Below are 21903 nucleotides of genomic sequence, written 5' to 3'. Positions count from 1 at the left end.
ATGACAAAGTAGCGGTTGATTTTGTAAAATGATGTCGAGGACATTATATACTGTTCAAAAAAAATACATAGTTTTGGAAAAAAATTGAACAAACTTTATTATTCTTGTGAAGCATAATATGGGAAGTGAAACATTTAGAAGATTGCTTAAATAAACGAGAATAGCGCAACATACTAGTGTAGAAGGGTAGGTGTAAACCGTTGTGGTAAAGTACGCAACGGGTAGAAATGGAAAATGAATCAAGAATTTTAATTGTAGATGATGAGGATCGTATTCGTCGTTTGTTGAAAATGTATTTAGAAAGAGAACAATACACAATTGAAGAAGCGGACAATGGTGATACAGCTTTAGAAATGGCGTTACAAAATGATTACGATTTAATCCTATTAGATCTTATGATGCCCGGTAAAGATGGTATTGAAGTGTGTAAAGGGGTTCGTGAGAAGAAAGCGACACCAATTATTATGTTGACAGCAAAGGGTGAAGAAGTAAACCGAGTACAAGGGTTTGAGGTAGGCACAGATGATTATATTGTGAAACCATTTAGCCCACGTGAAGTAGTGCTTCGTGTGAAAGCGGTCTTACGCCGTTCTGTACCAACAACATTCTTTACACAAGATACAACGACAAAAGATGTTACTGTGTTCCCTCATTTAACAATTGATAATGATGCACACCGTGTTACAGCAGATGGTAATGAGGTGAACCTAACACCGAAAGAGTACGAATTACTATTATTCTTAGCGAAAGCGCCTGATAAAGTGTTTGATCGTGAGCAATTGTTAAAAGAAGTATGGCAATATGAATTCTTCGGAGATTTACGTACAGTTGATACGCATGTAAAGCGTTTACGTGAGAAGTTAAGCAAAAAATCACCAGATGCTGCGAAGATGATTGTTACCGTTTGGGGCGTAGGTTACAAGTTTGAGGTTGTGAACGACTGATGCTTTGGAGAAGTGTAGTAGGGAAGTTATGGATGACCATATTACTTCTCGTTTCGTTTGTGCTTGGATTTGTTGCGATTTTACTTTCGCAGTTTTTTAGAACATATTATGTAGATATGAGTCAAGATAGGCTTCAAAAAGTTGCAACAAGTGTTTCGGAGTTACTTGAAGAAGGTGCCGATGTAAAAACGATTGAGAATATCGCGTACAAATTTTCTGATAAACTTTCAAGAATCATTATTGTAGAAGATGGTAAAGAAATATCTTCTTCGCCTAAACAAGAAGGGTTAGTCACTCTTACAATGGATGATTTGAAAGAAGATAAAGAATTATCGGCTGTTTTTACAGACAAAAAAGAAATTAAGAATAACATTAGAAAAGCCTCTAATAGTAGAAAGAATAAAAACACTGAAAATGATATTATGATTGTCGGAAAACCAGTGCATTCAAAAAATCAAAGTGCAGTGTTCGTATACGAATCGTTACAAGTACCGATACAAGGTATGGAGAGAACGACTGATTTTATATTCTTATCAGCAGGGATTGCGATTATATTAACAACGTTCTTTGCATTTTTCTTATCTACTCGAATTACAGCACCACTCCGTAAAATGCGTGAGGTTGCTTTTGAGGTTGCGCGTGGGAAGTTTGATGCGAAAGCACCTATGGTTTCTCAGGACGAGATTGGTGAGCTTGCAACGGCCTTAAATCAAATGGGGAAACAGTTAAAGTTTAATATGAATGCCCTGCAGCAAGAAAAAGAACAGTTAGCTAGTATTTTAAGTAGTATGGCAGATGGGGTTATTACGTTAAATCAGGAAGGCGAAGTTGTTGTAATCAATCCGCCGGCTGAACATTTCTTACAAGTTTGGCAAGAAGAAAAAGAAGTAGAATTAAGTAAAAAGCTACCTTCTGAACTTGTTGAACTATTCCATCTCGTTGTAGAAAGCGAACAACAACAAGTAGTTGGAATTAATTTACAAAAAGGTAACTACGTAGTTCTTATGACGCCGCTTTACAATCAAACAAAAATTCGTGGTGCTGTAGCAGTATTGCGTGATATGACGGAAGAACGCCGTCTTGAGAAGATGCGCCAAGACTTTATTGCGAACGTATCACATGAACTTCGTACACCGATGGTAATGCTTCAAGGATACAGTGAAGCAATTTTAGATGATATTGTGCAAACGAAAGAAGAAATTAATGAGTTTGTTCAAATCATTTATGATGAATCCGTTCGTTTAGGTAAACTTGTAAATGAATTGTTAGATTTAGCGCGTATGGAAAGTGGTAATGTAGAGTTACATATCGGTGAAGTAGATATTCATCCTTTCGTTGAAAAAATAGGTCGTAAATTCCAAGGGATTGCAAAGGATAAAGAAGTCGAATTAACGGTTGATTTCCAAAATCCAATTGAGCAATACCCGTTTGATGCAGATCGTATGGAACAAGTATTGACGAATTTAATTGATAACGCAATTCGTCATACGAATGCAGGCGGGCATGTAACGCTTGTAATTGATACGAAAAATAATGGACTTATTTTTGAAGTGCAAGATTCGGGCGCTGGTATTCCCGAAGAAGATATTCCATTTTTATTTGATCGTTTCTATAAAGCTGATAAAGCAAGAACACGTGGGAAAAAAGGTGGAACAGGACTCGGACTTGCGATTGCAAAAAATATTGTGCAAGGCCATGAGGGGAAAATTGCTGTTTCAAGTGTTGTTGGAGAGGGAACTACATTCTCTGTATATTTACCGAATCGTATAATTTAGATATGCGTTTTTAAAGTTGATAATGAATAAAGTTCTACTGTTTTTATTTTTTTGTAAATCAATTAAATAAATAATAGTAGAACTTTTTTCTATCTTAGTCGAATGAAGAATAATAAGAGGGGTGTCGTAAAGCGATGAAACTATACACAAAAACAGGAGATAAAGGGAAAACAAGTGTAATAGGTGGCAGAGTGGATAAAGATGATATCCGAGTTGAAGCATATGGCACAATAGATGAGGCGAATTCTCATATTGGGTATGCGATGAAGAAGCTACAAGGCGGGTCTTTCGGAGATATTTACAATGAACTTGAAAATATTCAACATGAATTATTTGATTGTGGAGGAGACTTGGCGATAGTAGCAGGGAAAATCCCTTATAAAGTGACGATTGAAATGGTCGAAAGCTTAGAAAGAAGGATTGATTTGTATATAGAAGAAGCACCGCCGCTAGAGCGCTTTATTTTACCAGGTGGAAGCGAACCGGCTGCTGCTATTCATATGGCACGTACAGTTGTAAGGCGAGCAGAACGATGTATAGTGTCTTTACAAAAAGAAGGAGAAATCAATGAAGTTATTCTAAAGTATGTAAATAGATTATCTGATTATTTGTTTGCAGTAGCTAGAGTAATAAATGCTCGATTACAAGTAAAAGATGTAGAGTATAATCGTAGTGCAATCGTTTTTCGGGATAAAAATGAGAAGGAAGTGGAGTGATCCACTTTCTTTTTTTGTATACTTTTTTCTGTAATATACCAAAATAGAGAAGGTATGGTGGTAATTAGAAAACGGAGGATGTATATGAAAGTGTTAAAATGTGGCGTCATGTTATTGACAGTATTGTTTTTATCTCAATTACATGTGTACGCTGAGGGAAATCAATGGACATGGCCTGTTGAAGGACAGATAAGTGATTATTTTGGGACAAGGCACGGAAAACACTACGGTATAGATATAGCGGCACCGATCGGCGCGCCTGTGGCAGCAATTCAAGAAGGTAAGGTAACAAAGTCTTATTATTCCAGTAGTTACGGAAACGTTGTATTTATTAAACATGGAGAATATGAGGCTGTATATGCACATTTAAATAAGAGATATGTAGTTCAAGGGGATTATATTTCAAAAGGAAAAATAATTGGAGAAGTAGGAAATACAGGAGAATCGCGAGGTGCGCACTTGCATTTAGAAGTTCATCAAGGAAGATGGACGATGGCGAAAAAGAATGCGATGAATCCGTTGCTTGTTTTACATGAACAAAGAAATGAAGCCGTTTCTTCATCATTATATGTCGTCCAAAAAGGGGACACTTTAGTTAGTATTGCACGGAAATTTAGTATGTCAGTTAAGGAAATAAAAGAAAAAAATGGCTTGCAGCAAGAGCTTATTTATCCAAATCAACAATTATACGTAAAGTAAAAAAGAGCTAGTTTAACTAGCTCTTTTTTTACCAAAAAATAAAGACACATATAAATCCAGAAATAGCTAAGTAGCTATATAAGTAAAATACTTTCGTTCTTGTTTTTTCATTTGTTCGAAACAGTACAATAGTCGGTTCAATTAAACCGATTGTTAAACAAAGTAAACCAAGAAGCATAAAACCGATTGAAATGGAGTACAGGGCGATTTGTGGTGCTTGAAATGGAATCATCCATTTTAATAAAAATGCAATAAGTGCAGTGTAGCAAATGCTGCCGATGTACTTATTCAATGGTGCATTAGAACGAAAACCTGGAAGTTTTTTCAAGAAAGAGCGGGACACAACTTCAGTTTGTAAAGATGTATGCTCTTCAATTATTTTTTGAGCTTCTTTTCCTTTTTGGAAAATGGATAATATCCAGTTTCGCTCCCCTTGGAAAATAAATTGAGAGGTTGTTAAATAATGATCCACCTTCACTTTATTCCAACTCTTCCACGGATGACGCTCACATAATTTTAATTTACTTTCTGTTTTTTTATCATACTGATAAATACTGATGCCATCCTCGTCGAAAGCAGCATAGTATGTCTCGCTTGAGAATGTGCCTAAATCAATTGGGCAGTAGAAAAGTAATTCTTTTTTTAAGTAAAAGTATTCTTTTCGTAAGTTTTTTTTCATTGCTTCTCGAATAGAGTGTCTCTTTTCTTTCTCCATGACATTTCCTCCGTAATCCAGAAAATGTTCTTATCTTAACAATTCAACATCTTATCACTTTTAATTATATATGACTAGGGGATTCATAGGAGAAATGCCGAATACTAAAAAATATGGGGTGTATTGTAAAATAAAATGACTAGTTTTGGTTATATAAAATTAATAACTTATTTTTAATAAGTTACGCTTTTTTTGTTCACAATACGATCATGTTGTTGTATAATGAAATGGAAAATAGAATATCGGTCTATCTTCGGGGCAGGGTGAAAATCCCGACCGGCGGTGATGAACTATATGTGATTTTGTTCTAAGCCCGCGAGCCGTTAAGGCAGGATTTGGTGTGATTCCAAAGCCGACAGTACAGTCTGGATGGGAGAAGATGGAGGTTCAAGCGTTCAAAAAAGATATGGATTTGAACGTCTGTTTGATGTGCCTTAAATTCTCCCTTTGTGTAAAACACAAAGGGTTTTTTCGTTCTATGAAAAAGTAGGCATAGCAGAACCTTTCCACTTTCCATGAGAAGATCGATGGAAAAGGAGAGAGAAAGATGAAACAAAAAAACAGTGTATTGCAGATGGTGAGTGTAGCGATGCTAAGTAGTATTGCATATTTACTGATGATGTTGGACTTCCCGTTCCCTGGACTTCCGCCATTTTTAAAGATTGATTTTAGTGATGTACCAGCTTTAATTGCTGCGATTATTTTCGGGCCAGTTGCAGGGATAATTGTAGAGGCGATAAAGAACATTTTACATTACGGGATTCAAGGGAGTTTAACGGGAGTACCAGTTGGAGAAATAGCTAACTTTATTGCAGGATGTTTATTTATTGGACCAGCAGCTTTCTTATTTAGGAAGTATCGTACTGTTAAAAGTTTAACGACAGGATTAATGCTAGGGACAATTACAATGGCGCTCATTATGAGTGTATTAAATTACATCATCATATTCCCAGCTTACACTTGGTTTTTAAATTCACCAGCTATGTCTAGCGAAGCTATAAGAACGACGGTTGTAACTGCAATCTTACCATTTAATTTGATTAAAGGAATTGTTGTGACAATTGTATTTGTAGCGTTATTCTCACGCCTGAAAGTATGGGTGTTTGCAAAAATGAAAAATGCATAAATGTAAAATAAAACCATTAGTAGTATGGAACTACTAATGGTTTTTTATTAAGTAGAATGAAAATAGAAAACAAAAAATATCCCTCATATTAATGAGGGATATTTTTTGAAGTTAATAAAAGACTATTCGAATTTTAAAGAGTCGCCATCAAATGATTCATCAGCAACTTTAATTGAGTCAGTTGGACAACCTTCGAATGCATCCATCATATCTTCAATTAATACATCTGGAATTTCAACGATACCTTGGTTATCGTCTAATGTTACAAACGCAATACCTTCATCATCATAATCATAAATGTCTGGTGCAGCAGCGCCGCAAGCACCACATGCGATACAAGTATCTTTATCAACGATTGTATATTTTGCCATCTTTTTTCCCTCCTGATAATATGTATGTGAAAAGCTCGCCATAAAAATTATAACCTTATTGTAAAACGGTTTTTAAAACTTTTCAACATAAAATTATAATGATAATCCTTATCAATTAGAGTGTCAACTAATTTTTGCATTATGTCATAAGATTTTCAAAATACGTAAATGTTATTTCGTTTGGTACAATATACTATATACAAGTACATAGTGCCGATATGATAAGTTTAATGAGTAACGTAGAATGGTGCAATCATACTAAAAAGTAATTAAGTTAGATTGAAAGGTGGAAGCGGTAATGCAACTACAATATACTTTATTGTATTGTTTAAAACAATTGAATGGTGAAAGGACCGTTTCTTCTATTTATTATTTATTAAAAGGAAAACGATCTTCGCAAACGTTACAAGATGGGAATATGTTCCGAATTTCATTTTTGTTTGGAATATATAAATCGTTAAATAGAACAGACTATGATCGTGAAGTTACAAAGTTGTTGCAAGCAGATTTGATTCAAGAAATACATGAAAATACATATTTGTTAACATCTAAAGGTAAAATGCAGTTGCATACATGGGAGGAAGTGTATGCTTTTCCCGCGCATTTACATGGTTTGCACTATGGTGAATTAGGTGAAACATTTTGGAAACGATTATCATTAATTATTCAAACTATATCTAATTTACAACAGAATAATACGAAGTTTATTCCTATTCAACAAGATACAGAAATAATGGTGTGGGTAAAACGCTTTTTAACAGGTGTACCATATAGGCGAAGTGAATTGGCGAAAAGATTATGGAAAGAAATACATAATCTTTTAGGAAAAGGTGATGTGGTAGAAGCGACGATTGTAACATATCGATTAACAGGATATGAACGTATCGGTTGTACATTGCAGCAATTAGCGGAAATTACGAAACAAGATATATTCCAGGTGTATTTTTTATTTTGGGGTACAATTCACTTCTTTATACAAGAAGTTCGCGATAAAGAAAATGAATTTCCGCTATTAGCTGAGATTATCTCTTATCCAAATGAGAGAGCTGAATTATTTAGTTTATCAACGAAAAAAACATATAATTTTTGGAGACAAGGACGCTCTTTAGATGAAATAGCGATAATTAGAAATTTAAAGGTTGCAACGATAGAAGATCATTTTGTTGAAATTGCTTTGAGGGAAAAAGAGTTTTCAATCGAGATGTTTATGGAAAAAGACAAAATAGATAGAGTAACAAAAGTAATTGAGGCATTACAAACACGTAAGTTGCGTGAGTTGAAACAAGCGGTTGGAGAGGGTATCTCTTATTTTGAAGTTCGTCTTGTATTGGCGCGGATGGAGGGTATAAATGAAGCTTGAGGAATATTTATATAGATGGTTTGGATATTCTGAATTTCGTCCAGGGCAAAAAGGGGTAATTACAGATTTATTAGAAGGAAAAGATGTTATAGCGATGCTCCCGACTGGAAGAGGGAAGTCTATGTGCTATCAACTTCCAGGGCTAATGCAAGAAGGAACAGTACTTGTTGTATCACCATTATTATCTTTGATGGAAGATCAGGTTACACAATTAAAGTATGTAGTGAAAAACCGAGTAATAGCATTTAATAGTTTTCGGACATTACACGAAAAAAGAGAAGCGATGAAAAAATTAGCTTCATATAAATTTATTTTTGTTTCACCAGAGATGTTGCAGTCGGAAGTGTTAATAAGAGAATTGAAGAAAGTTCATATTTCATTATTTGTTGTGGATGAGGCTCATTGTATTTCACAATGGGGTTATGATTTTAGACCAGACTATAAAAAACTAAATGTAGTCATTGAGAATATCGGGTCTCCTGCGGTGCTAGCATTAACGGCGACAGCGACGAAAGATGTACTCCGGGATATAGCAGAGAGTTTGAGTTTAAAGAATGTCGCCCAGCATGTATACTCTATTGATCGTCCGAATATTGCAATGGAAGTACAATTTGTGGAGACGATAGAAGAGAAGAAAGAGGCGCTTTTGGACCAGGTGATGTATTTGCAAGGACCAGGGATTGTATATTGTTCAAGTAGAGCGTGGACAGAACGTTTAACGGAATATTTAAGAGGAAAAGGCGTGACTGGTGTCGCTTTTTATCATGGGGGTATGGAACATGAAGAGCGTATGTTAATTCAACAGCAGTTTATGAATGACCAGTTGCAGCTTGTAATATGTACAAGTGCTTTTGGTATGGGAGTAAATAAGTCGAATACGAGCTATATTATTCATTTTCATTATCCGACTAATATAGCTTCCTATTTACAAGAAATCGGAAGAGCTGGAAGAAATGGTGAACCGAGTATAGCTATCTTACTATGTAGTCCGTTAGATCACGATTTACCAATTTCAATAATTGAAGATGAATTGCCAAGTCAGTCGCAAATACAATTTTTATTCTCTTTACTACAAGAAAGAATGTTTCAAACGAAAGAATTACCAATAGAAGAGGTAGAAGAAATTTGTTATAATGCAGCAAGATTTAATGAACAATATTGGCGTTTCATCCGCTATCATCTCGAACAGCTTGGAATCATACAACAGCGAAAATTAAAATTAGAGAGCTTGTCAGATGAAATTATGAACAGATTAATAGCTGAAGTAGAAATAAGGCTACGTAATAAGTATAGTGAGCTAGAAAACATGAAATCATGGATACAAGTGAAAGGATGTAGACGTGAATATTTGTTGCAACAGTTCAGTTATAGAAAAGAGAACGAGTTAAAAAATTGCTGTGACTATTGTGGTATTACAAAAACAGATTATAAAAAAAGACAAGCGCAACAATCGGATTTCGACTATAATTGGGAAACAGAGTTACAAAAGCTTTTCGGTCTAGAAAAGATGGGGGAATGATGGACATTCAAAGGCATAATATTGAAGATATGAGTCCGAAAGAAATAAGACTGAATCTGTATATCACACAGTTCATTATTATCGGTATCGGTTGTTTACTAGCATATATATTATTCCGAGATATAAAATCGGTGTATAGTCTGTGGAAATGGGAACCGGTGTCTATACTTATAATAGGTGGCTTTTTGGCGATTGGTATTGTGTTATTAGATTATGTTGCAATGCGAGTATTTCCAGAGTCTTGGTTTGATGATGGTGGTATTAACGATAGGATGTTTCAAGGAATGTCAGTTATGCATCTACTTGTTATTACGTTCATTATCGGCTTTGCAGAAGAATTTTTATTTAGAGGTGTAGTGCAGACTCACTTTGGAATTGTGATAGCGAGTTTAGTATTTGCAGTGTTACATATTCGGTATATAACAAAGCCATTTTTGTTTTGTTTCGTCTGTTTCATTAGTTTTGTCTTTGGTTACGTATTTGAATGGACAGGAAATTTGTTTATAACAATCTTTGCACACTTTCTTGTTGATTTTATAATGGGACTCCAATTAAGAAAATAAATGGAAGGTGGTGGTGAACAACATGAGAAAACGAATTCCTGATTTTGAAGAGGAATTAGAAGTTGAGCGAGTGGAAGAAAAAGAAGGTTTACCGCCGCGTAGTGAAATTCATAGAAATAAAGAGAAAAAAGAAAAGTTTAAAATGAATCATATTTTCGTCCGGGTTTTAACATTTCTATTCATATTACTACCAATTAGTATTTTATGGTATACAGATAAATATATTCAGGTGACAAGTGATGGTAATAACGCTGGGAAAAGTGCGTTTGAGGTCATTTTCTTTGATTCAGCTAAATCTGAGTCTGAGGCAACATCTGAGAAAGTAGTAACGCATACGGTGAAAGAGGGAGAAACTTTAGAAAGTATAGCGAAGCAATATTTTTCAGATGAAACTGGAATTGAAGTAATTAAAAAGTATAATGATTTACAAGAAGATGAAGTGAATGTAGGTCAAGAAATAAAAATTCCGATAAAAGAAAAGTCCGCAAAGCAGGATAGCTAGTAACATACCTACTATAAAAACTGAGGATTATCTTTATGAGGAAGGGAGTAAAAAATATATGATATGGATTATCTTATTAAGTGCTCTCATATGTATTGGTATTATATTTCTTCTTGTAATGTATACAGAAGCGATGCGTAATACTGTGTTAGAACATACTTTACTTTTTGAAGAATTTCCGAAAAGTTTTCAAAAAGTAAAGGTGTTTTTTATTTCTGATATTCATAGAAGAGTCATTTCAAGTTCATTAATTGAACAAGTAAAAGGAAAAGTAGACCTTGTAATTATTGGCGGTGATTTAGCGGAAAGAGGCGTCCCTTTATCGAAAATCTCTGCAAATATACAAAAGTTAAGAGCGATAGCTCCTGTATATTTTGTATGGGGAAATAATGATTATGAGATTGAATATCATGAATTAGATGCTTTGTTATTAGAAAATAATGTGAAAGTTTTAGATAATACAAGAGTTGTATTTGAGTCTGAACTAGGAGAAAAAATTTGTTTACTCGGTGTAGATGATGTTGGTTTGAAGCGTGATCGTTTAGATTTAGCGTTGGCTGATTGCAAAGAAGATGGTTTTCGCATATTAATTAGCCACAACCCTGATATAATAAATAAAATATCTGGAAAAGAACAAATTTCACTTGTGTTAAGTGGACATACACATGGAGGGCAGATTCGATTATTCCCATCTAAAAAACATTTAAAAGGTGGCGTATATAAGCATTCAAATATGACTCTTTTTGTTAGTAATGGGTATGGAACAACGTTGATTCCACTTCGCTTCCGAGCACCTGCTCAAACACATATTATTACGTTATGCGGAGGGAAATGATGCCAACTCTAAACGGAAAATATAACATAAAAGCTGTTTCGAATATAATTGGAATTCAGCCGAGTACGCTTCGTGCATGGGAAAGACGATATCAAATTATTGCCCCAAAGCGGAATCATGCGGGGCATCGATTATATACAGAAGAGCATATTCAAACTTTGAAATGGTTAATGGACAAGGTTTCTTCCGGCATGATGATTGGACAAGCGGTTCAATTATTAGAAGGGAATCGTTTGCAGCGTAATGTTCAAAAAGAAATACATTACGATAGAGAAGTTGTTTTAGTGGACGATTTACTACAAGCTTTGTTAAAATTTGATGAAATTACAATTTCTGCATTGTTAAACGAGGCTTTCAGTATTTATGCAACAGAAAAAGTTATAGCAAGTATTGTTCTTCAAGTGTCAAATAAATTGTTAACGTTAAAAAATAATAATGAAATTACATTGGTGCAATTCCAATATGTCGTATCATTTTTACAAACTCGTCTAGGAATGGTGTATCATAATGCATCATCATTTTCTTCTATACACAAAGTTGTCGTGTTAGAAAATAATATGTTGAAAGGGTTTGTTTTCTCAACGTATTTACGCTTAAAAGGATATGAGGTGATATATATTAGGTCAAGCTTAGCGGAAGATGGTATTTTGTTAGCTGTTGAGCAAATACAACCTACATATGTAGTAGTCTCTTTTGATGACGGACGAGAACTTAAGAACGCGATGAACGACATGAATTTGTTGCAAGAAAAAAGTGAGAGCCTTTCTGTTGGGTTTATAGGAGAAATAGGTTCTCGAGATCAGTTGAACATTCAAACATGCCTAATTGGTGATACGAAAGAAGAATGGGATGATTGGTTAAAAATGTTAGAATAGTTGTTCGAAAAGAACCATCTATTTTCTATTTCATATAATAAGAATTATATTCATTGGTTACGTAGGGAGGGTATGAGATGAGGCTGGAACGATTAAATTACAATAAGATAAAAATTTTCTTAACATTTGATGATTTATCTGAACGAGGATTAACGAAAGAAGATTTGTGGAGAAATGCACCAAAAGTACAGCAATTATTTCGTGATATGATGCAAGAAGCAAATAAGGAACTAGGATTTGAAGCGGATGGTCCGATTGCGGTTGAAGTATTTTCTCTACAAGCGCAAGGAATGGTCGTAATTGTAACGAAAGAACATCAAGATGTGGATACAGATGATGAGTTCCGTGACGAGTTTATTGAAATGCAAGTGACTCTAGATGAAAGCGAGCATATACTTTATGAGTTTGCTACACTAGACGACGTAATTAACCTGTCGAATCGTTTATATAACCTTGATGTAACTGGCGGAAAACTATATACGTGGGATGGTCGTTTCTATCTTTGGATGGAAGAAGAGGAGCAAGTTCAATTACTGAAGGCAGATTTTATAGCGATTTTAGCGGAATATGGTAATCCGTCTACAGCAACTATTTATCGTCTAATGGAGTATGGTAAAGAATTAATGGCTTCTCAAGCAATTGAACAAATACACAATTACTTTGTGAAAAAACAAAACCTTAGCTAATATAACATAGCTAAGGTTTTGTTTTTTATTTGGAAAAACCTAAAATGTCGGTCTGAAAATTTCAAAACGATTAATGATATAGCGGGAATCATAAATATTGGAGCATTCTTTATTATACTTACATATATCTTTTCCGGGTGCTGTATGTAAGTAAAATAAAAAATATTTAAATATTTAAGTATTTTACTTTTCTAAAAGTAATAAAAGGACTATAATGATAGTGAAAACGCTTGCAACAGGAAATAGTTTGTATATATTTGTTAGCGTTTTCTATTGCATTCCAAATTTAACGGTGTATACTAGGCAATGAAGGTTTACTAAACAAGTGAAATTACAGGGGGTTTACTTACTATGGTAGCCGAAAAGGGAACTCAAACAAAAACACAACAACAAAGGGAACAACATTTTGAACTATTGAATTCGACACAAATTGTTATTAGTGAAGCATTAGAAAAATTGGGTTATCCAAACGAAGTATATGAATTATTAAAAGAACCAATTCGTATGATGACAGTGAAAATACCAGTTCGTATGGATGACGGGACTGTTAAAATATTTACAGGATATCGTGCGCAACATAATGATGCTGTTGGTCCAACGAAAGGTGGAATTCGCTTCCATCCGAATGTAACAGAAAATGAAGTGAAAGCACTTTCGATTTGGATGAGTTTAAAATGTGGTATTGTTGATTTACCATACGGTGGAGGTAAAGGTGGAATTATCTGTGACCCACGTGAAATGTCATTCCGTGAGTTAGAAAGATTAAGCCGCGGTTATGTACGAGCAATTAGCCAAATCGTAGGACCGACGAAAGATATTCCAGCTCCAGATGTATTCACAAACTCTCAAATTATGGCATGGATGATGGATGAATATAGCCGTATTGATGAATTTAATTCACCAGGATTTATTACAGGTAAGCCACTTGTATTAGGTGGATCACATGGACGTGAAACAGCAACGGCGAAAGGTGTAACAATTTGTATTCGCGAAGCTGCAAAAAAACGCGACATTGATATTAAAGGTGCACGTGTTGTTGTTCAAGGATTCGGTAATGCTGGTAGCTTCTTAGCTAAATTTATGCATGATGCAGGCGCGAAAGTTATTGCAATTTCGGATGCTTACGGTGCATTGCATGATCCAAACGGATTAGATATTGATTATTTATTAGACCGTCGTGATAGCTTCGGTACAGTAACAAAACTATTTAATAATACAATTTCAAACAAAGAATTGTTAGAACTTGATTGCGACATTTTAGTTCCAGCTGCAATTGAGAACCAAATTACAGAAGAAAATGCTAATAATATTAAAGCAAAAATCGTTGTTGAAGCTGCAAATGGTCCAACAACATTAGAAGCAACTAAAATTTTAACAGATCGCGGAATTTTACTTGTTCCAGACGTATTAGCAAGTGCTGGTGGTGTAACAGTATCTTACTTTGAGTGGGTGCAAAATAACCAAGGTTACTACTGGACTGAAGAAGAAGTAGAACAACGTTTAGAAAAAGTAATGGTAAGATCATTTGATTCTATTTATGAAACAGCACAAGTTCGTAAAGTGAACATGCGCTTAGCTGCGTATATGGTCGGTGTTCGTAAAATGGCTGAAGCAAGTCGCTTCAGAGGTTGGGTATAATATTATAGCGTGAGAAAACGTGATTCCTTTCGAGGGAATCACGTTTTTTTGTTGAAGTATAAGAGTGAGGTGGTGTATATGAACAATGAAATGATGGAACGCGTAGAACAATTAGAAGAAAAAGTTAAGAGGTTAGAGGGGGAACTCGCGAGAACGACGAAATCTGAAAAAACAAGTATCGTTCGGGTGTTCGGGGAAGGACTGCTGTTTTTAATATTTGGTGCAGTTGTAGTAGGGCCGATTATCGCCTTTGTAATCACGATTCTTACTTCGTTTGCTGAAAAATAAAATAAAAAATAAAAAGAACGCTTGTTCTACACGAACAAACGTGCTATACTCTCCTTAGATAAACAAAACGGAAATGATTTTAAGGAGAGATAAATAATGAAAATGACAGTAGACCAAAGATTTATGATGCCAGCAGATGTTGTAGAACGAGTGGAAGTATTAAGAAACAAACAAAGTAAGCGCGGCACATTATTGCAATCAGTAAATACATTTTTCGGTTTAGATACGAAAGAAGATTGCGTTTGGTTTTACGGTTTTTATGGAGTTGCTGTAAGTATTTTACTATTTATGGTATTCACATCAAATATTTTCGATTTTCTCTTCGCGTAAGAAATATGCTATAAGGACATTGCTACCGAATACATATATAAGGAAGTAAAGTAATCTTCTGAAGCGGGAGTTGGTAGTAATGGTGATGTTTCCTATAGAGCGTAACTATATTGGATATGGAAGTTCACGACCGGGAATTCCTCTTTCTAAAGTCAGGTTTATTGTAAGTCATGATACGGGGAACCCTGGTAGCAATGCGATAGGCAATCGGGATTATTTTAATGAGATACAACCGAAAGCCTCGGCACATACATTTATAGATGATAAAACAATATTGGAAATTGTTCCTATAAATGAAGTCGCCTATCATGTTCGATATGGTGTGCCGACAGATAATGACTTATATGGTTATGATGCCAATAAGGCTGCTATTGGAGTGGAACTTTGTTATGGTGGTGATGTTAACTTTTGGGAAGCATATACTCGTTTTACGTGGTATCATGCGTATTTATGTCAAAACTTCGGCTTGAATCCGAAGAAAGATATCGTATCACATAAAACACTTGATCCAGCTAGAAAGATTGATCCTGAAAATGTATTAGGGAAACAAGGTATTAAATTTCAGCAGTTTTTAGCAGATGTCTATCGGATGTACGTTTCGTTTAGATGACAAATATATGAAAAATGAATACAATAAAGATAGGTGCCTACTGCTGTAAGTAGGTTTTTTCTTGTTTTTATAAATAGCGTATTGGTAGAAGACTAGGAGTGAGCTGAGTATGCAGAAAGAAATAGCTATCATAATTGGAGGCGGTCCGTGCGGATTAGCAGCAGCAATTTCGTTGCAAAAGGTAGGAATAAATCCGTTAGTAATTGAAAAAGGAAACATTGTAAATGCGATTTATAATTATCCAACTCATCAAACATTTTTCTCTTCTAGTGAAAAATTAGAAATTGGTGATGTAGCTTTTATTACAGAAAATCGTAAGCCAGTTCGAAATCAAGCACTTGCGTATTATCGTGAAGTAGTAAAGCGTAAATCTGTACGTGTAAATGCTTTTGAACGAGTGGAGAACGTTCAAAAGGATGGAGAAGTTTTTCAGGTTGAGACGACAAAGCGTGACGGAAGTATAGAAATATATATAGCGAAATATATTGTTGTAGCAACTGGATATTATGACAATCCAAATTATATGAACGTTCCAGGTGAGGAACTGAAGAAAGTAGCTCACTATTTTAAAGAGGGACATCCTTATTTTGATCGAGATGTAGTAGTTATAGGTGGAAAAAACTCGAGTGTAGATGCCGCGTTAGAACTTGTTAAAGCCGGTGCTCGTGTAACGGTGCTATATCGCGGAAGTGAGTATTCACCAAGCATTAAGCCGTGGATTTTGCCGGAGTTTGAGGCGTTAGTACGAAGCGGCACAATTCAAATGCATTTTGGGGCTCACGTGAAAGAAATTACTGAACATACATTAACGTTTACAGTTGATGATGAGGCATATACAATCCAAAATGATTTTGTATTTGCGATGACTGGTTACCATCCTGATCATAGTTTCTTAACGAAGATGGGTGTTCGGATTGATGACAAAACAGGACGTCCGATTTATGCAGAGGAAACGATGGAAACGAACGCTGAAAATATTTTCATTGCAGGTGTAATTGCTGCTGGAAATAATGCGAATGAAATATTTATCGAGAACGGTAGATTTCATGGGGATGCGATTGCGCAAATCATTGCGTCAAGGGAAGTATAAAAAGAAGCTGTCGAAATAAACTTCGACAGCTTCTTTTTTAATTGTGCATAAACATATTTTGGATTGTTTCATGAGAAGTTGTATTCTCTAATGCAACTAATAATTTAATACGTGCTTTTTGAGCATTTAAGCCGTATGTGAATACAATACCCATATCTTTTAATTGTTTGCCGCCACCTTCATATGAATATACATCTTGAACGATGCCGTTGAAACAGCGAGAAACTAATACGACAGGAATTCCTTTGTTTATTAATCGTTCTAGACTAGGAAGTGTTCTTGGAGGTAAATTACCTTGTCCAAGTGCTTCAATAACAATCCCGTCTACTGGAAGATTTTCAATTGCTGCTAACAATGTATCATCCATACCAGCGTATGCTTTTAGAACGACTACGTTTTTAGAAACTTTATTTACTGAATATGTTTCGTGATGTACTAAAGCATGATGGAATACAACGCCGCGCTTTGTTACCATACCGATTGGTCCATACTGTGGACTCTGGAATGTTGCCACGTTACTTGTATGTGTTTTCGTTACATTTGTAGCGCAATGAATTTCGTCGTTTAATACGACTAAAACACCTTTTTCAGCAGCTTCACTACAGCTAGCGACTTTTACAGCCGATAAGAAGTTATATAGACCATCGGCACCTAATTCATTACTAGAACGCATTGCGCCTGTTACAACGATTGGAATAGTTGCTTGCACTGTTAAATCTAAGTAATAGGCTGTTTCTTCTAATGTATCCGTACCATGCGTAATGACTACGCCATGAATGTTGTCTTGTTTTACTCTTTCATCAATGATGACTTGTAATTGTAACATTTCGCTCGGTGTCATATGAGGAGATGGTAGATGGAACACATCTTCAACGATTAAATCAACATCGCCTTCTAAATCAGGAATAAATTTTAAAAGAGGATTTTTTTCACCTGGTTGTACGACCCCAGTTTCTTTATCTTCCTCCATTGCAATTGTTCCACCTGTGTGTAAAACTAGGATTCTTTTCAATGCTTATACCCCTTTCAAGTTGAAAAATACATTTAGAACATAACATGTTTTGAGTAAATTCGACAATGGAAATGTATAAAAGTATGCCTCGAAAATGACAATAAAATTAACTGCTATATGTACGATGTGTAAATATAGGATAGGAGGAATCAATTACGTTGAAAAAGATGGAGAAAATTTTTATTCGTATATTAGTAATACAATTCATTTGTCTTTGTATTGTGCAATTGTTATTTATACATAAGTCATCAGTGAAATATTTATCTAAAATTGTTTATTATGAAGGTGTCGTGGTAAAAAACAAAACAGAAATCTTACAGGTGAATAGGTAGTTTTCATTTTCTTCTATGAAGGAGTATGCTACAATAATTGAGGATTTAATGACGTGAAGCAAATGAGAAGAAGCAGGAGAATACCTGCTTTTCGTTTTGTTTTATAAGTGAAAAAATGAGGTGTTACAATGGATAAACGAATTTCAATTGCTATAGATGGTCCAGCAGCTGCTGGAAAAAGTACGGTTGCAAAAGTTGTGGCAAAGAAACTTTCATACGTTTATATTGATACAGGCGCAATGTACCGCACGATTACATATGCAGCCCTTGAACAAAAAGTGGACATTGAGAATGAAGAGAAGTTAATGGAAGTTGTAAAGAATGTAAATATTGACTTTCAGCAAGGGGAAAATACACAACTTGTATTTTTAAATGGACAAGATGTTTCTGAAGTAATTCGTACACCTGAGGTGACGAATCGAGTATCTATTGTGGCGAAACATCGCCTTGTTCGTGAAGAAATGGTACGTCGTCAACAAGAGTTAGCGGAAAAAGGCGGCGTTGTAATGGATGGCCGTGATATTGGTACACACGTGTTACCAGATGCTGAAGTGAAGATCTTTATGCTTGCTTCTGTTGAAGAAAGAGCAGAAAGAAGACATTTAGAAAATATGAATAAAGGTTTCGATTCTAATTTAGAGCAGTTGAAAAAAGAAATTGCTCAGCGTGATAAATTAGATTCAGAACGCGAAGTTTCTCCTCTCAAAAAGGCTGATGATGCATTGGAATTAGATACAACTTCTTTATCAATTGAAGAAGTTGTCCAAAAAATTATGAGTATCGTTTCAGGAGTGTTTGCGAAATAAAGAAAGGGGATAGCCTCTTTCTTTTTTTGTTTGTATAGAAATGTAAAGGATACGTGAATTGTGGGTCTCTTTCCTTGACAAATGATCAGATTTGTAAGAAGTTAGTAAAAGAGAGATAAAACTTTCAGAATATATTCGCTATTATATTTCAAAACATACTTTCTTCAAGATGATTTTGCTGTATACTATTTATATAGGTTTAATATATTTTCTAGTGAAATGTATGAAAATCAAGTATGTGATGATAAATTCTTAAACATGCAAATGAAAACAATTGTTTTCATTTCGTATATACATAAAAAATGCTTTGTCAATTCTGTAGGGAGGTATTTCCATGGTAGAGAAAATGAATGAAGAAGTTATGGATTCAAAAGAATTACAAGTTGGTGACGTTGTTACAGGTTCTGTAACGAAAGTTGAAGAGAAACAAGTGCTTGTAAATGTTGGATACAAAACAGATGGCGTAATTCCAATTAGTGAATTAGCTAACGTTCATATTGAAAAAGCAAGCGATGTTGTAGAATTAGATCAAACGCTAGAATTAAAGGTTATTAAATTAGAAGAAGAAGATCTTGTCTTATCTAAACGTGCTGTTGATGCAGAAAAAGCATGGGTAGAATTACAAGAGAAATTCACTTCTGGTCATGTGTTTGATGTTACTGTAAAAGATATTGTGAATGGTGGATTAGTTGTGGACCTTGGTGTTCGTGGTTTTATCCCGGCTTCACTTGTAGAAGTACATTATGTAGAAGATTTTACTGACTATAAAGGCAAAACATTAGCCGTGAAAATTGTTGAATTAGACCGCGAAAAAAATCGTGTAATCCTTTCGCATAAAGCAGTAGTAGAATTAGAACTAGATTCTAAGAAAAAAGAAGCGATTTCTTCATTAAAAGAAGGAGACGTTGTTGAAGGAACAGTGCAACGATTAACGGATTTTGGTGCTTTCGTTAACGTTGGTGGTGTGGACGGTTTAGTTCATATTTCACAAATTTCACACGAACGAGTAGAGCAACCTTCTGAAGTATTAGAGCAAGGTCAAAAGGTAAAGGTTAAGGTGTTATCTGTTGATGCTGATACACAACGTATTTCTTTATCAATTAAAGCAGCTCAACCAGGACCTTGGGAAAATGTGGATGGCGAACTAAAAGCTGGAGATATTCGTGAAGGAGTCGTAAAACGTCTTGTTACATTCGGTGCATTCGTTGAAGTTTTACCTGGCGTTGAAGGTCTTGTGCACGTATCTCAAATTGCAAATCGTCACGTGAAAAATCCAAATGAAGTATTGGAAATGGGACAAGAAGTAAAAGTGAAAGTACTTGAAGTCCATGTAGCAGAGAAACGTATTTCTTTAAGTATAAAAGAAGCGCTTGAGGAAAATAATGTAATTGAAGATTACAGTCAGTATGAGCCAAATGCTGATTCTGCTACTTTCCAATTAAGTGATATTATTGGTGAACAACTGAAAAAATTAAAGAAATAAAGAGGGGTACAAGTGGTAAGGGCAAAACGTAAATTAGATCATATTGAATACGCTCTTTCTACTGGTCAGTCTCGTACGCATGGCTTTCATGATATTGATTTTGTGCATCAAGGTTTGCCAAATTCAAGTTATGACACAATAACATGTGAAACAAAAATCGGCGAACTTTCACTAAGTTCGCCGATTTTTATCAATGCGATGACTGGTGGTGGAGGAGAGAAAACGTTACATATTAATGAGCAATTAGCATATGTAGCGAAACATCATAATCTTGCTATGGCTGTAGGTTCGCAAATGGCGGCGTTAAAAGATGAAAGTGAGGCTGCTTCTTATAAGATTATCAGAAAGGTAAATCCGAATGGTATTTTCTTTGCTAATTTAGGTAGTGAGGCAACTATCGAACAGGCAGAGCGTGCTGTTGATATGATTGAAGCAAATGCATTGCAAATCCATTTAAATGTCATACAAGAGTTAACGATGCCAGAAGGAGACCGTGACTTTACTGGTGTACTTCAGCGCATTGAGAAAATTGTTTTAAATAGTAAAGTTCCTGTCATTGTGAAAGAAGTTGGATTTGGGATGAGTAAGGAAACAATGCAACAGTTAGCGAGTGTAGGTGTAACGGCAATTGATATTGGTGGACAAGGCGGTACGAATTTTGCTGCTGTTGAAAATGAAAGAAGACAGCGAATGCTTTCTTATTTTAATAACTGGGGCATACAAACAGCTACCTCGATTATTGAAGCAACCTCTACAAATAATAACCTCTCTTTTATTGCATCTGGGGGTATACAAACAGCACTTGACGTAGCGAAAGCAATCGCGTTAGGGGCGAATACAACTGCGTTTGCTGGATACTTTTTACGTATTTTAATGCAAGATGGTATCGAGAAGTTAGTGGATGAGATTGATCTTTTGCATACAGATTTGAAATTTATTATGACAGCTCTTGGTGCAAAGACGATAGAAGAGTTACAGGCTGTACCTCTTGTTGTAAAGGGCGAAACGTATCATTGGTTAACGCAGCGTGGTATTGATACGACGCATTATAGTAGAAGATAAAAAATCAACCGTGGGGTTGATTTTTTTGTTTTCTGTTCTTTTTTAGTAATATAAAGGGAGGAATGAATTAATATTCTATCAAAGTAAAAAATAAAATTATTATTATGTATATAAACATTAGTTTGTGAAAATTGCGACTGAAATAGAGGTTGAAAAATATAGATATTGTACTGATGAATTATTGGAAAGGGTTTAATTTTGTCAAAGAAAATAGGTGGAGGTAAAAATAAATCCTAGAAAGATTTATACATGAAATATTATTTCGATATAAATAAAAAAGTAAAAGACGGTTTCGTACAATATCGAAACCGTCTTTTTGTATTCATTAGTGCTGATTCTGCTTGCGAGCTTGCTCTGGTGTATCTAGTCCAGTAGCCCCCGGATATTGTAGTGATTGGTCACGGTCAGATTCAACGCGTCGTGATTCTCTTAGTTTTCGTTCTTGACGATCTTTACCCATAATGAATAGCACCTCCTTATTAAAAGTGTTGCTGTTATATGAAAAAACTATGCGCGAAGAAAGTGGATTAACTTTCATAAAAAGTTCCCATAATGGAAAACATAGG

25 protein-coding genes and 1 riboswitch are annotated in these 21903 nt (G+C 35.1%); of the genes, 21 read left to right on the top strand and 4 right to left on the bottom strand.

Features of this window, described 5'->3' with window-relative positions; all coding sequences use genetic code 11:
- Window positions 1-227 precede the first annotated feature (227 nt).
- The 4 genes from resD (at window position 228) to ACTFOB_RS14000 (ending at window position 4134) form a co-directional block, all read left to right on the top strand.
- A complete protein-coding gene (gene resD, locus ACTFOB_RS14015) occupies window positions 228-944 on the top strand; it encodes a DNA-binding response regulator ResD (RefSeq protein ID WP_000426862.1) in 717 nt (238 codons plus the stop codon).
- The gene (resE, locus tag ACTFOB_RS14010; protein WP_440025201.1) at window positions 944-2719 is read left to right on the top strand and encodes a sensor histidine kinase ResE; all 1776 of its coding nucleotides are present in this window, start codon (window positions 944-946) and stop codon (window positions 2717-2719) included. Before resD ends, resE begins: the two co-directional genes overlap by 1 nt.
- A gap of 134 nt (window positions 2720-2853) precedes the next feature.
- The gene (locus tag ACTFOB_RS14005) at window positions 2854-3435 is read left to right on the top strand and encodes a cob(I)yrinic acid a,c-diamide adenosyltransferase (RefSeq protein ID WP_440025199.1); all 582 of its coding nucleotides are present in this window, start codon (window positions 2854-2856) and stop codon (window positions 3433-3435) included.
- Between the two features lie 84 nt (window positions 3436-3519).
- Complete coding sequence (locus ACTFOB_RS14000) at window positions 3520-4134, top strand: peptidoglycan DD-metalloendopeptidase family protein (RefSeq protein ID WP_440025198.1); 615 nt, start codon at window positions 3520-3522, stop codon at window positions 4132-4134.
- Between the two features lie 28 nt (window positions 4135-4162).
- On the opposite strand, the gene ACTFOB_RS13995 is transcribed toward ACTFOB_RS14000, so the two are convergent.
- The gene (locus ACTFOB_RS13995) at window positions 4163-4849 is read right to left on the bottom strand and encodes a hypothetical protein (RefSeq protein ID WP_151631090.1); all 687 of its coding nucleotides are present in this window, start codon (window positions 4847-4849) and stop codon (window positions 4163-4165) included.
- A gap of 245 nt (window positions 4850-5094) precedes the next feature.
- Window positions 5095-5234, top strand: a riboswitch (FMN riboswitch).
- 162 nt (window positions 5235-5396) lie between these two features.
- Between ACTFOB_RS13995 and ACTFOB_RS13990 the strand changes: the two genes are divergently transcribed.
- Entirely contained in the window at window positions 5397-5975 is a 579-nt protein-coding gene (locus tag ACTFOB_RS13990) for an ECF transporter S component (RefSeq protein WP_151631089.1), read from the top strand.
- A gap of 122 nt (window positions 5976-6097) precedes the next feature.
- Here the strand turns inward: ACTFOB_RS13990 and ACTFOB_RS13985 are convergent, their stop codons facing one another.
- The gene (locus tag ACTFOB_RS13985) at window positions 6098-6346 is read right to left on the bottom strand and encodes a ferredoxin (RefSeq protein WP_001151994.1); all 249 of its coding nucleotides are present in this window, start codon (window positions 6344-6346) and stop codon (window positions 6098-6100) included.
- 298 nt (window positions 6347-6644) lie between these two features.
- Between ACTFOB_RS13985 and ACTFOB_RS13980 the strand changes: the two genes are divergently transcribed.
- From ACTFOB_RS13980 to ACTFOB_RS13925, 12 genes are all read left to right on the top strand, one after another.
- Entirely contained in the window at window positions 6645-7706 is a 1062-nt protein-coding gene (locus ACTFOB_RS13980) for a helix-turn-helix domain-containing protein (protein ID WP_440025196.1), read from the top strand.
- Window positions 7696-9225 (top strand): RecQ family ATP-dependent DNA helicase, encoded by a 1530-nt coding sequence (locus ACTFOB_RS13975; RefSeq protein WP_440025195.1) that lies wholly within the window; start codon window positions 7696-7698, stop codon window positions 9223-9225. The genes ACTFOB_RS13980 and ACTFOB_RS13975 overlap by 11 nt, the downstream gene beginning before the upstream one ends.
- Window positions 9225-9788 (top strand): lysostaphin resistance A-like protein, encoded by a 564-nt coding sequence (locus tag ACTFOB_RS13970; protein WP_440025194.1) that lies wholly within the window; start codon window positions 9225-9227, stop codon window positions 9786-9788. Before ACTFOB_RS13975 ends, ACTFOB_RS13970 begins: the two co-directional genes overlap by 1 nt.
- Window positions 9789-9810: 22 nt before the next feature.
- On the top strand, window positions 9811-10290 hold the full coding sequence (locus ACTFOB_RS13965) for a LysM peptidoglycan-binding domain-containing protein (protein ID WP_440025192.1): 480 nt from the start codon (window positions 9811-9813) through the stop codon (window positions 10288-10290).
- 58 nt (window positions 10291-10348) lie between these two features.
- Window positions 10349-11125, top strand: coding sequence for a metallophosphoesterase (locus tag ACTFOB_RS13960; protein ID WP_440025191.1), 777 nt, complete (start codon window positions 10349-10351; stop codon window positions 11123-11125).
- Window positions 11125-12000: a MerR family transcriptional regulator gene (locus ACTFOB_RS13955; RefSeq protein WP_440025190.1), complete on the top strand. Its 876-nt coding sequence runs from the start codon at window positions 11125-11127 to the stop codon at window positions 11998-12000. Before ACTFOB_RS13960 ends, ACTFOB_RS13955 begins: the two co-directional genes overlap by 1 nt.
- A gap of 77 nt (window positions 12001-12077) precedes the next feature.
- Window positions 12078-12686 carry a genetic competence negative regulator gene (locus ACTFOB_RS13950; RefSeq protein WP_001235391.1) on the top strand — a complete coding sequence of 203 codons (609 nt, stop codon included), beginning with the start codon at window positions 12078-12080 and terminating at the stop codon, window positions 12684-12686.
- A gap of 351 nt (window positions 12687-13037) precedes the next feature.
- Window positions 13038-14324, top strand: a complete 1287-nt coding sequence (gudB, locus tag ACTFOB_RS13945; protein WP_000225171.1) for an NAD-specific glutamate dehydrogenase — start codon at window positions 13038-13040, stop codon at window positions 14322-14324.
- A gap of 78 nt (window positions 14325-14402) precedes the next feature.
- Window positions 14403-14612 carry a hypothetical protein gene (locus ACTFOB_RS13940; RefSeq protein ID WP_440025188.1) on the top strand — a complete coding sequence of 70 codons (210 nt, stop codon included), beginning with the start codon at window positions 14403-14405 and terminating at the stop codon, window positions 14610-14612.
- A 93-nt stretch (window positions 14613-14705) separates the two neighbouring features.
- Window positions 14706-14942 carry a DUF3961 domain-containing protein gene (locus tag ACTFOB_RS13935; protein ID WP_098385274.1) on the top strand — a complete coding sequence of 79 codons (237 nt, stop codon included), beginning with the start codon at window positions 14706-14708 and terminating at the stop codon, window positions 14940-14942.
- A 79-nt stretch (window positions 14943-15021) separates the two neighbouring features.
- Window positions 15022-15552, top strand: coding sequence for a peptidoglycan recognition protein family protein (locus ACTFOB_RS13930; protein WP_098585663.1), 531 nt, complete (start codon window positions 15022-15024; stop codon window positions 15550-15552).
- A 109-nt stretch (window positions 15553-15661) separates the two neighbouring features.
- Window positions 15662-16642, top strand: a complete 981-nt coding sequence (locus ACTFOB_RS13925) for a YpdA family putative bacillithiol disulfide reductase (protein WP_440025187.1) — start codon at window positions 15662-15664, stop codon at window positions 16640-16642.
- 37 nt (window positions 16643-16679) lie between these two features.
- Here the strand turns inward: ACTFOB_RS13925 and ansA are convergent, their stop codons facing one another.
- On the bottom strand, window positions 16680-17654 hold the full coding sequence (gene ansA / locus ACTFOB_RS13920; protein WP_440025186.1) for an asparaginase: 975 nt from the start codon (window positions 17652-17654) through the stop codon (window positions 16680-16682).
- A 158-nt stretch (window positions 17655-17812) separates the two neighbouring features.
- On the opposite strand from ansA, the gene ACTFOB_RS13915 reads away from it, so the two are divergent.
- From ACTFOB_RS13915 to ACTFOB_RS13900, 4 genes are all read left to right on the top strand, one after another.
- Window positions 17813-17986 carry a YpfB family protein gene (locus tag ACTFOB_RS13915; RefSeq protein WP_192797639.1) on the top strand — a complete coding sequence of 58 codons (174 nt, stop codon included), beginning with the start codon at window positions 17813-17815 and terminating at the stop codon, window positions 17984-17986.
- 128 nt (window positions 17987-18114) lie between these two features.
- Window positions 18115-18792, top strand: a complete 678-nt coding sequence (gene cmk / locus ACTFOB_RS13910; RefSeq protein ID WP_151631080.1) for a (d)CMP kinase — start codon at window positions 18115-18117, stop codon at window positions 18790-18792.
- Between the two features lie 334 nt (window positions 18793-19126).
- On the top strand, window positions 19127-20275 hold the full coding sequence (gene rpsA / locus ACTFOB_RS13905) for a 30S ribosomal protein S1 (RefSeq protein WP_440025185.1): 1149 nt from the start codon (window positions 19127-19129) through the stop codon (window positions 20273-20275).
- Between the two features lie 12 nt (window positions 20276-20287).
- Window positions 20288-21337: a type 2 isopentenyl-diphosphate Delta-isomerase gene (locus tag ACTFOB_RS13900; RefSeq protein ID WP_440025184.1), complete on the top strand. Its 1050-nt coding sequence runs from the start codon at window positions 20288-20290 to the stop codon at window positions 21335-21337.
- 325 nt (window positions 21338-21662) lie between these two features.
- On the opposite strand, the gene ACTFOB_RS13895 is transcribed toward ACTFOB_RS13900, so the two are convergent.
- Window positions 21663-21797: a YpzI family protein gene (locus ACTFOB_RS13895; protein ID WP_000513900.1), complete on the bottom strand. Its 135-nt coding sequence runs from the start codon at window positions 21795-21797 to the stop codon at window positions 21663-21665.
- Window positions 21798-21903: the final 106 nt, after the last annotated feature.

The organism is Bacillus cereus group sp. MYBK79-1 (assembly GCF_051915365.1).
GTDB lineage: Bacteria > Bacillota > Bacilli > Bacillales > Bacillaceae_G > Bacillus_A.
This window is presented reverse-complemented; position numbering and strand designations above follow the sequence as displayed.

Coding starts and splice junctions, on each gene's coding strand:
- resD (WP_000426862.1), top strand. CDS start 228: ATGGAAAATGAATCAAGAATTTTAATTGTAGATGATGAGGATCGTATT.
- resE (WP_440025201.1), top strand. CDS start 944: ATGCTTTGGAGAAGTGTAGTAGGGAAGTTATGGATGACCATATTACTT.
- ACTFOB_RS14005 (WP_440025199.1), top strand. CDS start 2,854: ATGAAACTATACACAAAAACAGGAGATAAAGGGAAAACAAGTGTAATA.
- ACTFOB_RS14000 (WP_440025198.1), top strand. CDS start 3,520: ATGAAAGTGTTAAAATGTGGCGTCATGTTATTGACAGTATTGTTTTTA.
- ACTFOB_RS13995 (WP_151631090.1), bottom strand. CDS start 4,849: ATGGAGAAAGAAAAGAGACACTCTATTCGAGAAGCAATGAAAAAAAAC.
- ACTFOB_RS13990 (WP_151631089.1), top strand. CDS start 5,397: ATGAAACAAAAAAACAGTGTATTGCAGATGGTGAGTGTAGCGATGCTA.
- ACTFOB_RS13985 (WP_001151994.1), bottom strand. CDS start 6,346: ATGGCAAAATATACAATCGTTGATAAAGATACTTGTATCGCATGTGGT.
- ACTFOB_RS13980 (WP_440025196.1), top strand. CDS start 6,645: ATGCAACTACAATATACTTTATTGTATTGTTTAAAACAATTGAATGGT.
- ACTFOB_RS13975 (WP_440025195.1), top strand. CDS start 7,696: ATGAAGCTTGAGGAATATTTATATAGATGGTTTGGATATTCTGAATTT.
- ACTFOB_RS13970 (WP_440025194.1), top strand. CDS start 9,225: ATGGACATTCAAAGGCATAATATTGAAGATATGAGTCCGAAAGAAATA.
- ACTFOB_RS13965 (WP_440025192.1), top strand. CDS start 9,811: ATGAGAAAACGAATTCCTGATTTTGAAGAGGAATTAGAAGTTGAGCGA.
- ACTFOB_RS13960 (WP_440025191.1), top strand. CDS start 10,349: ATGATATGGATTATCTTATTAAGTGCTCTCATATGTATTGGTATTATA.
- ACTFOB_RS13955 (WP_440025190.1), top strand. CDS start 11,125: ATGCCAACTCTAAACGGAAAATATAACATAAAAGCTGTTTCGAATATA.
- ACTFOB_RS13950 (WP_001235391.1), top strand. CDS start 12,078: ATGAGGCTGGAACGATTAAATTACAATAAGATAAAAATTTTCTTAACA.
- gudB (WP_000225171.1), top strand. CDS start 13,038: ATGGTAGCCGAAAAGGGAACTCAAACAAAAACACAACAACAAAGGGAA.
- ACTFOB_RS13940 (WP_440025188.1), top strand. CDS start 14,403: ATGAACAATGAAATGATGGAACGCGTAGAACAATTAGAAGAAAAAGTT.
- ACTFOB_RS13930 (WP_098585663.1), top strand. CDS start 15,022: ATGGTGATGTTTCCTATAGAGCGTAACTATATTGGATATGGAAGTTCA.
- ACTFOB_RS13925 (WP_440025187.1), top strand. CDS start 15,662: ATGCAGAAAGAAATAGCTATCATAATTGGAGGCGGTCCGTGCGGATTA.
- cmk (WP_151631080.1), top strand. CDS start 18,115: ATGGATAAACGAATTTCAATTGCTATAGATGGTCCAGCAGCTGCTGGA.
- rpsA (WP_440025185.1), top strand. CDS start 19,127: ATGGTAGAGAAAATGAATGAAGAAGTTATGGATTCAAAAGAATTACAA.
- ACTFOB_RS13895 (WP_000513900.1), bottom strand. CDS start 21,797: ATGGGTAAAGATCGTCAAGAACGAAAACTAAGAGAATCACGACGCGTT.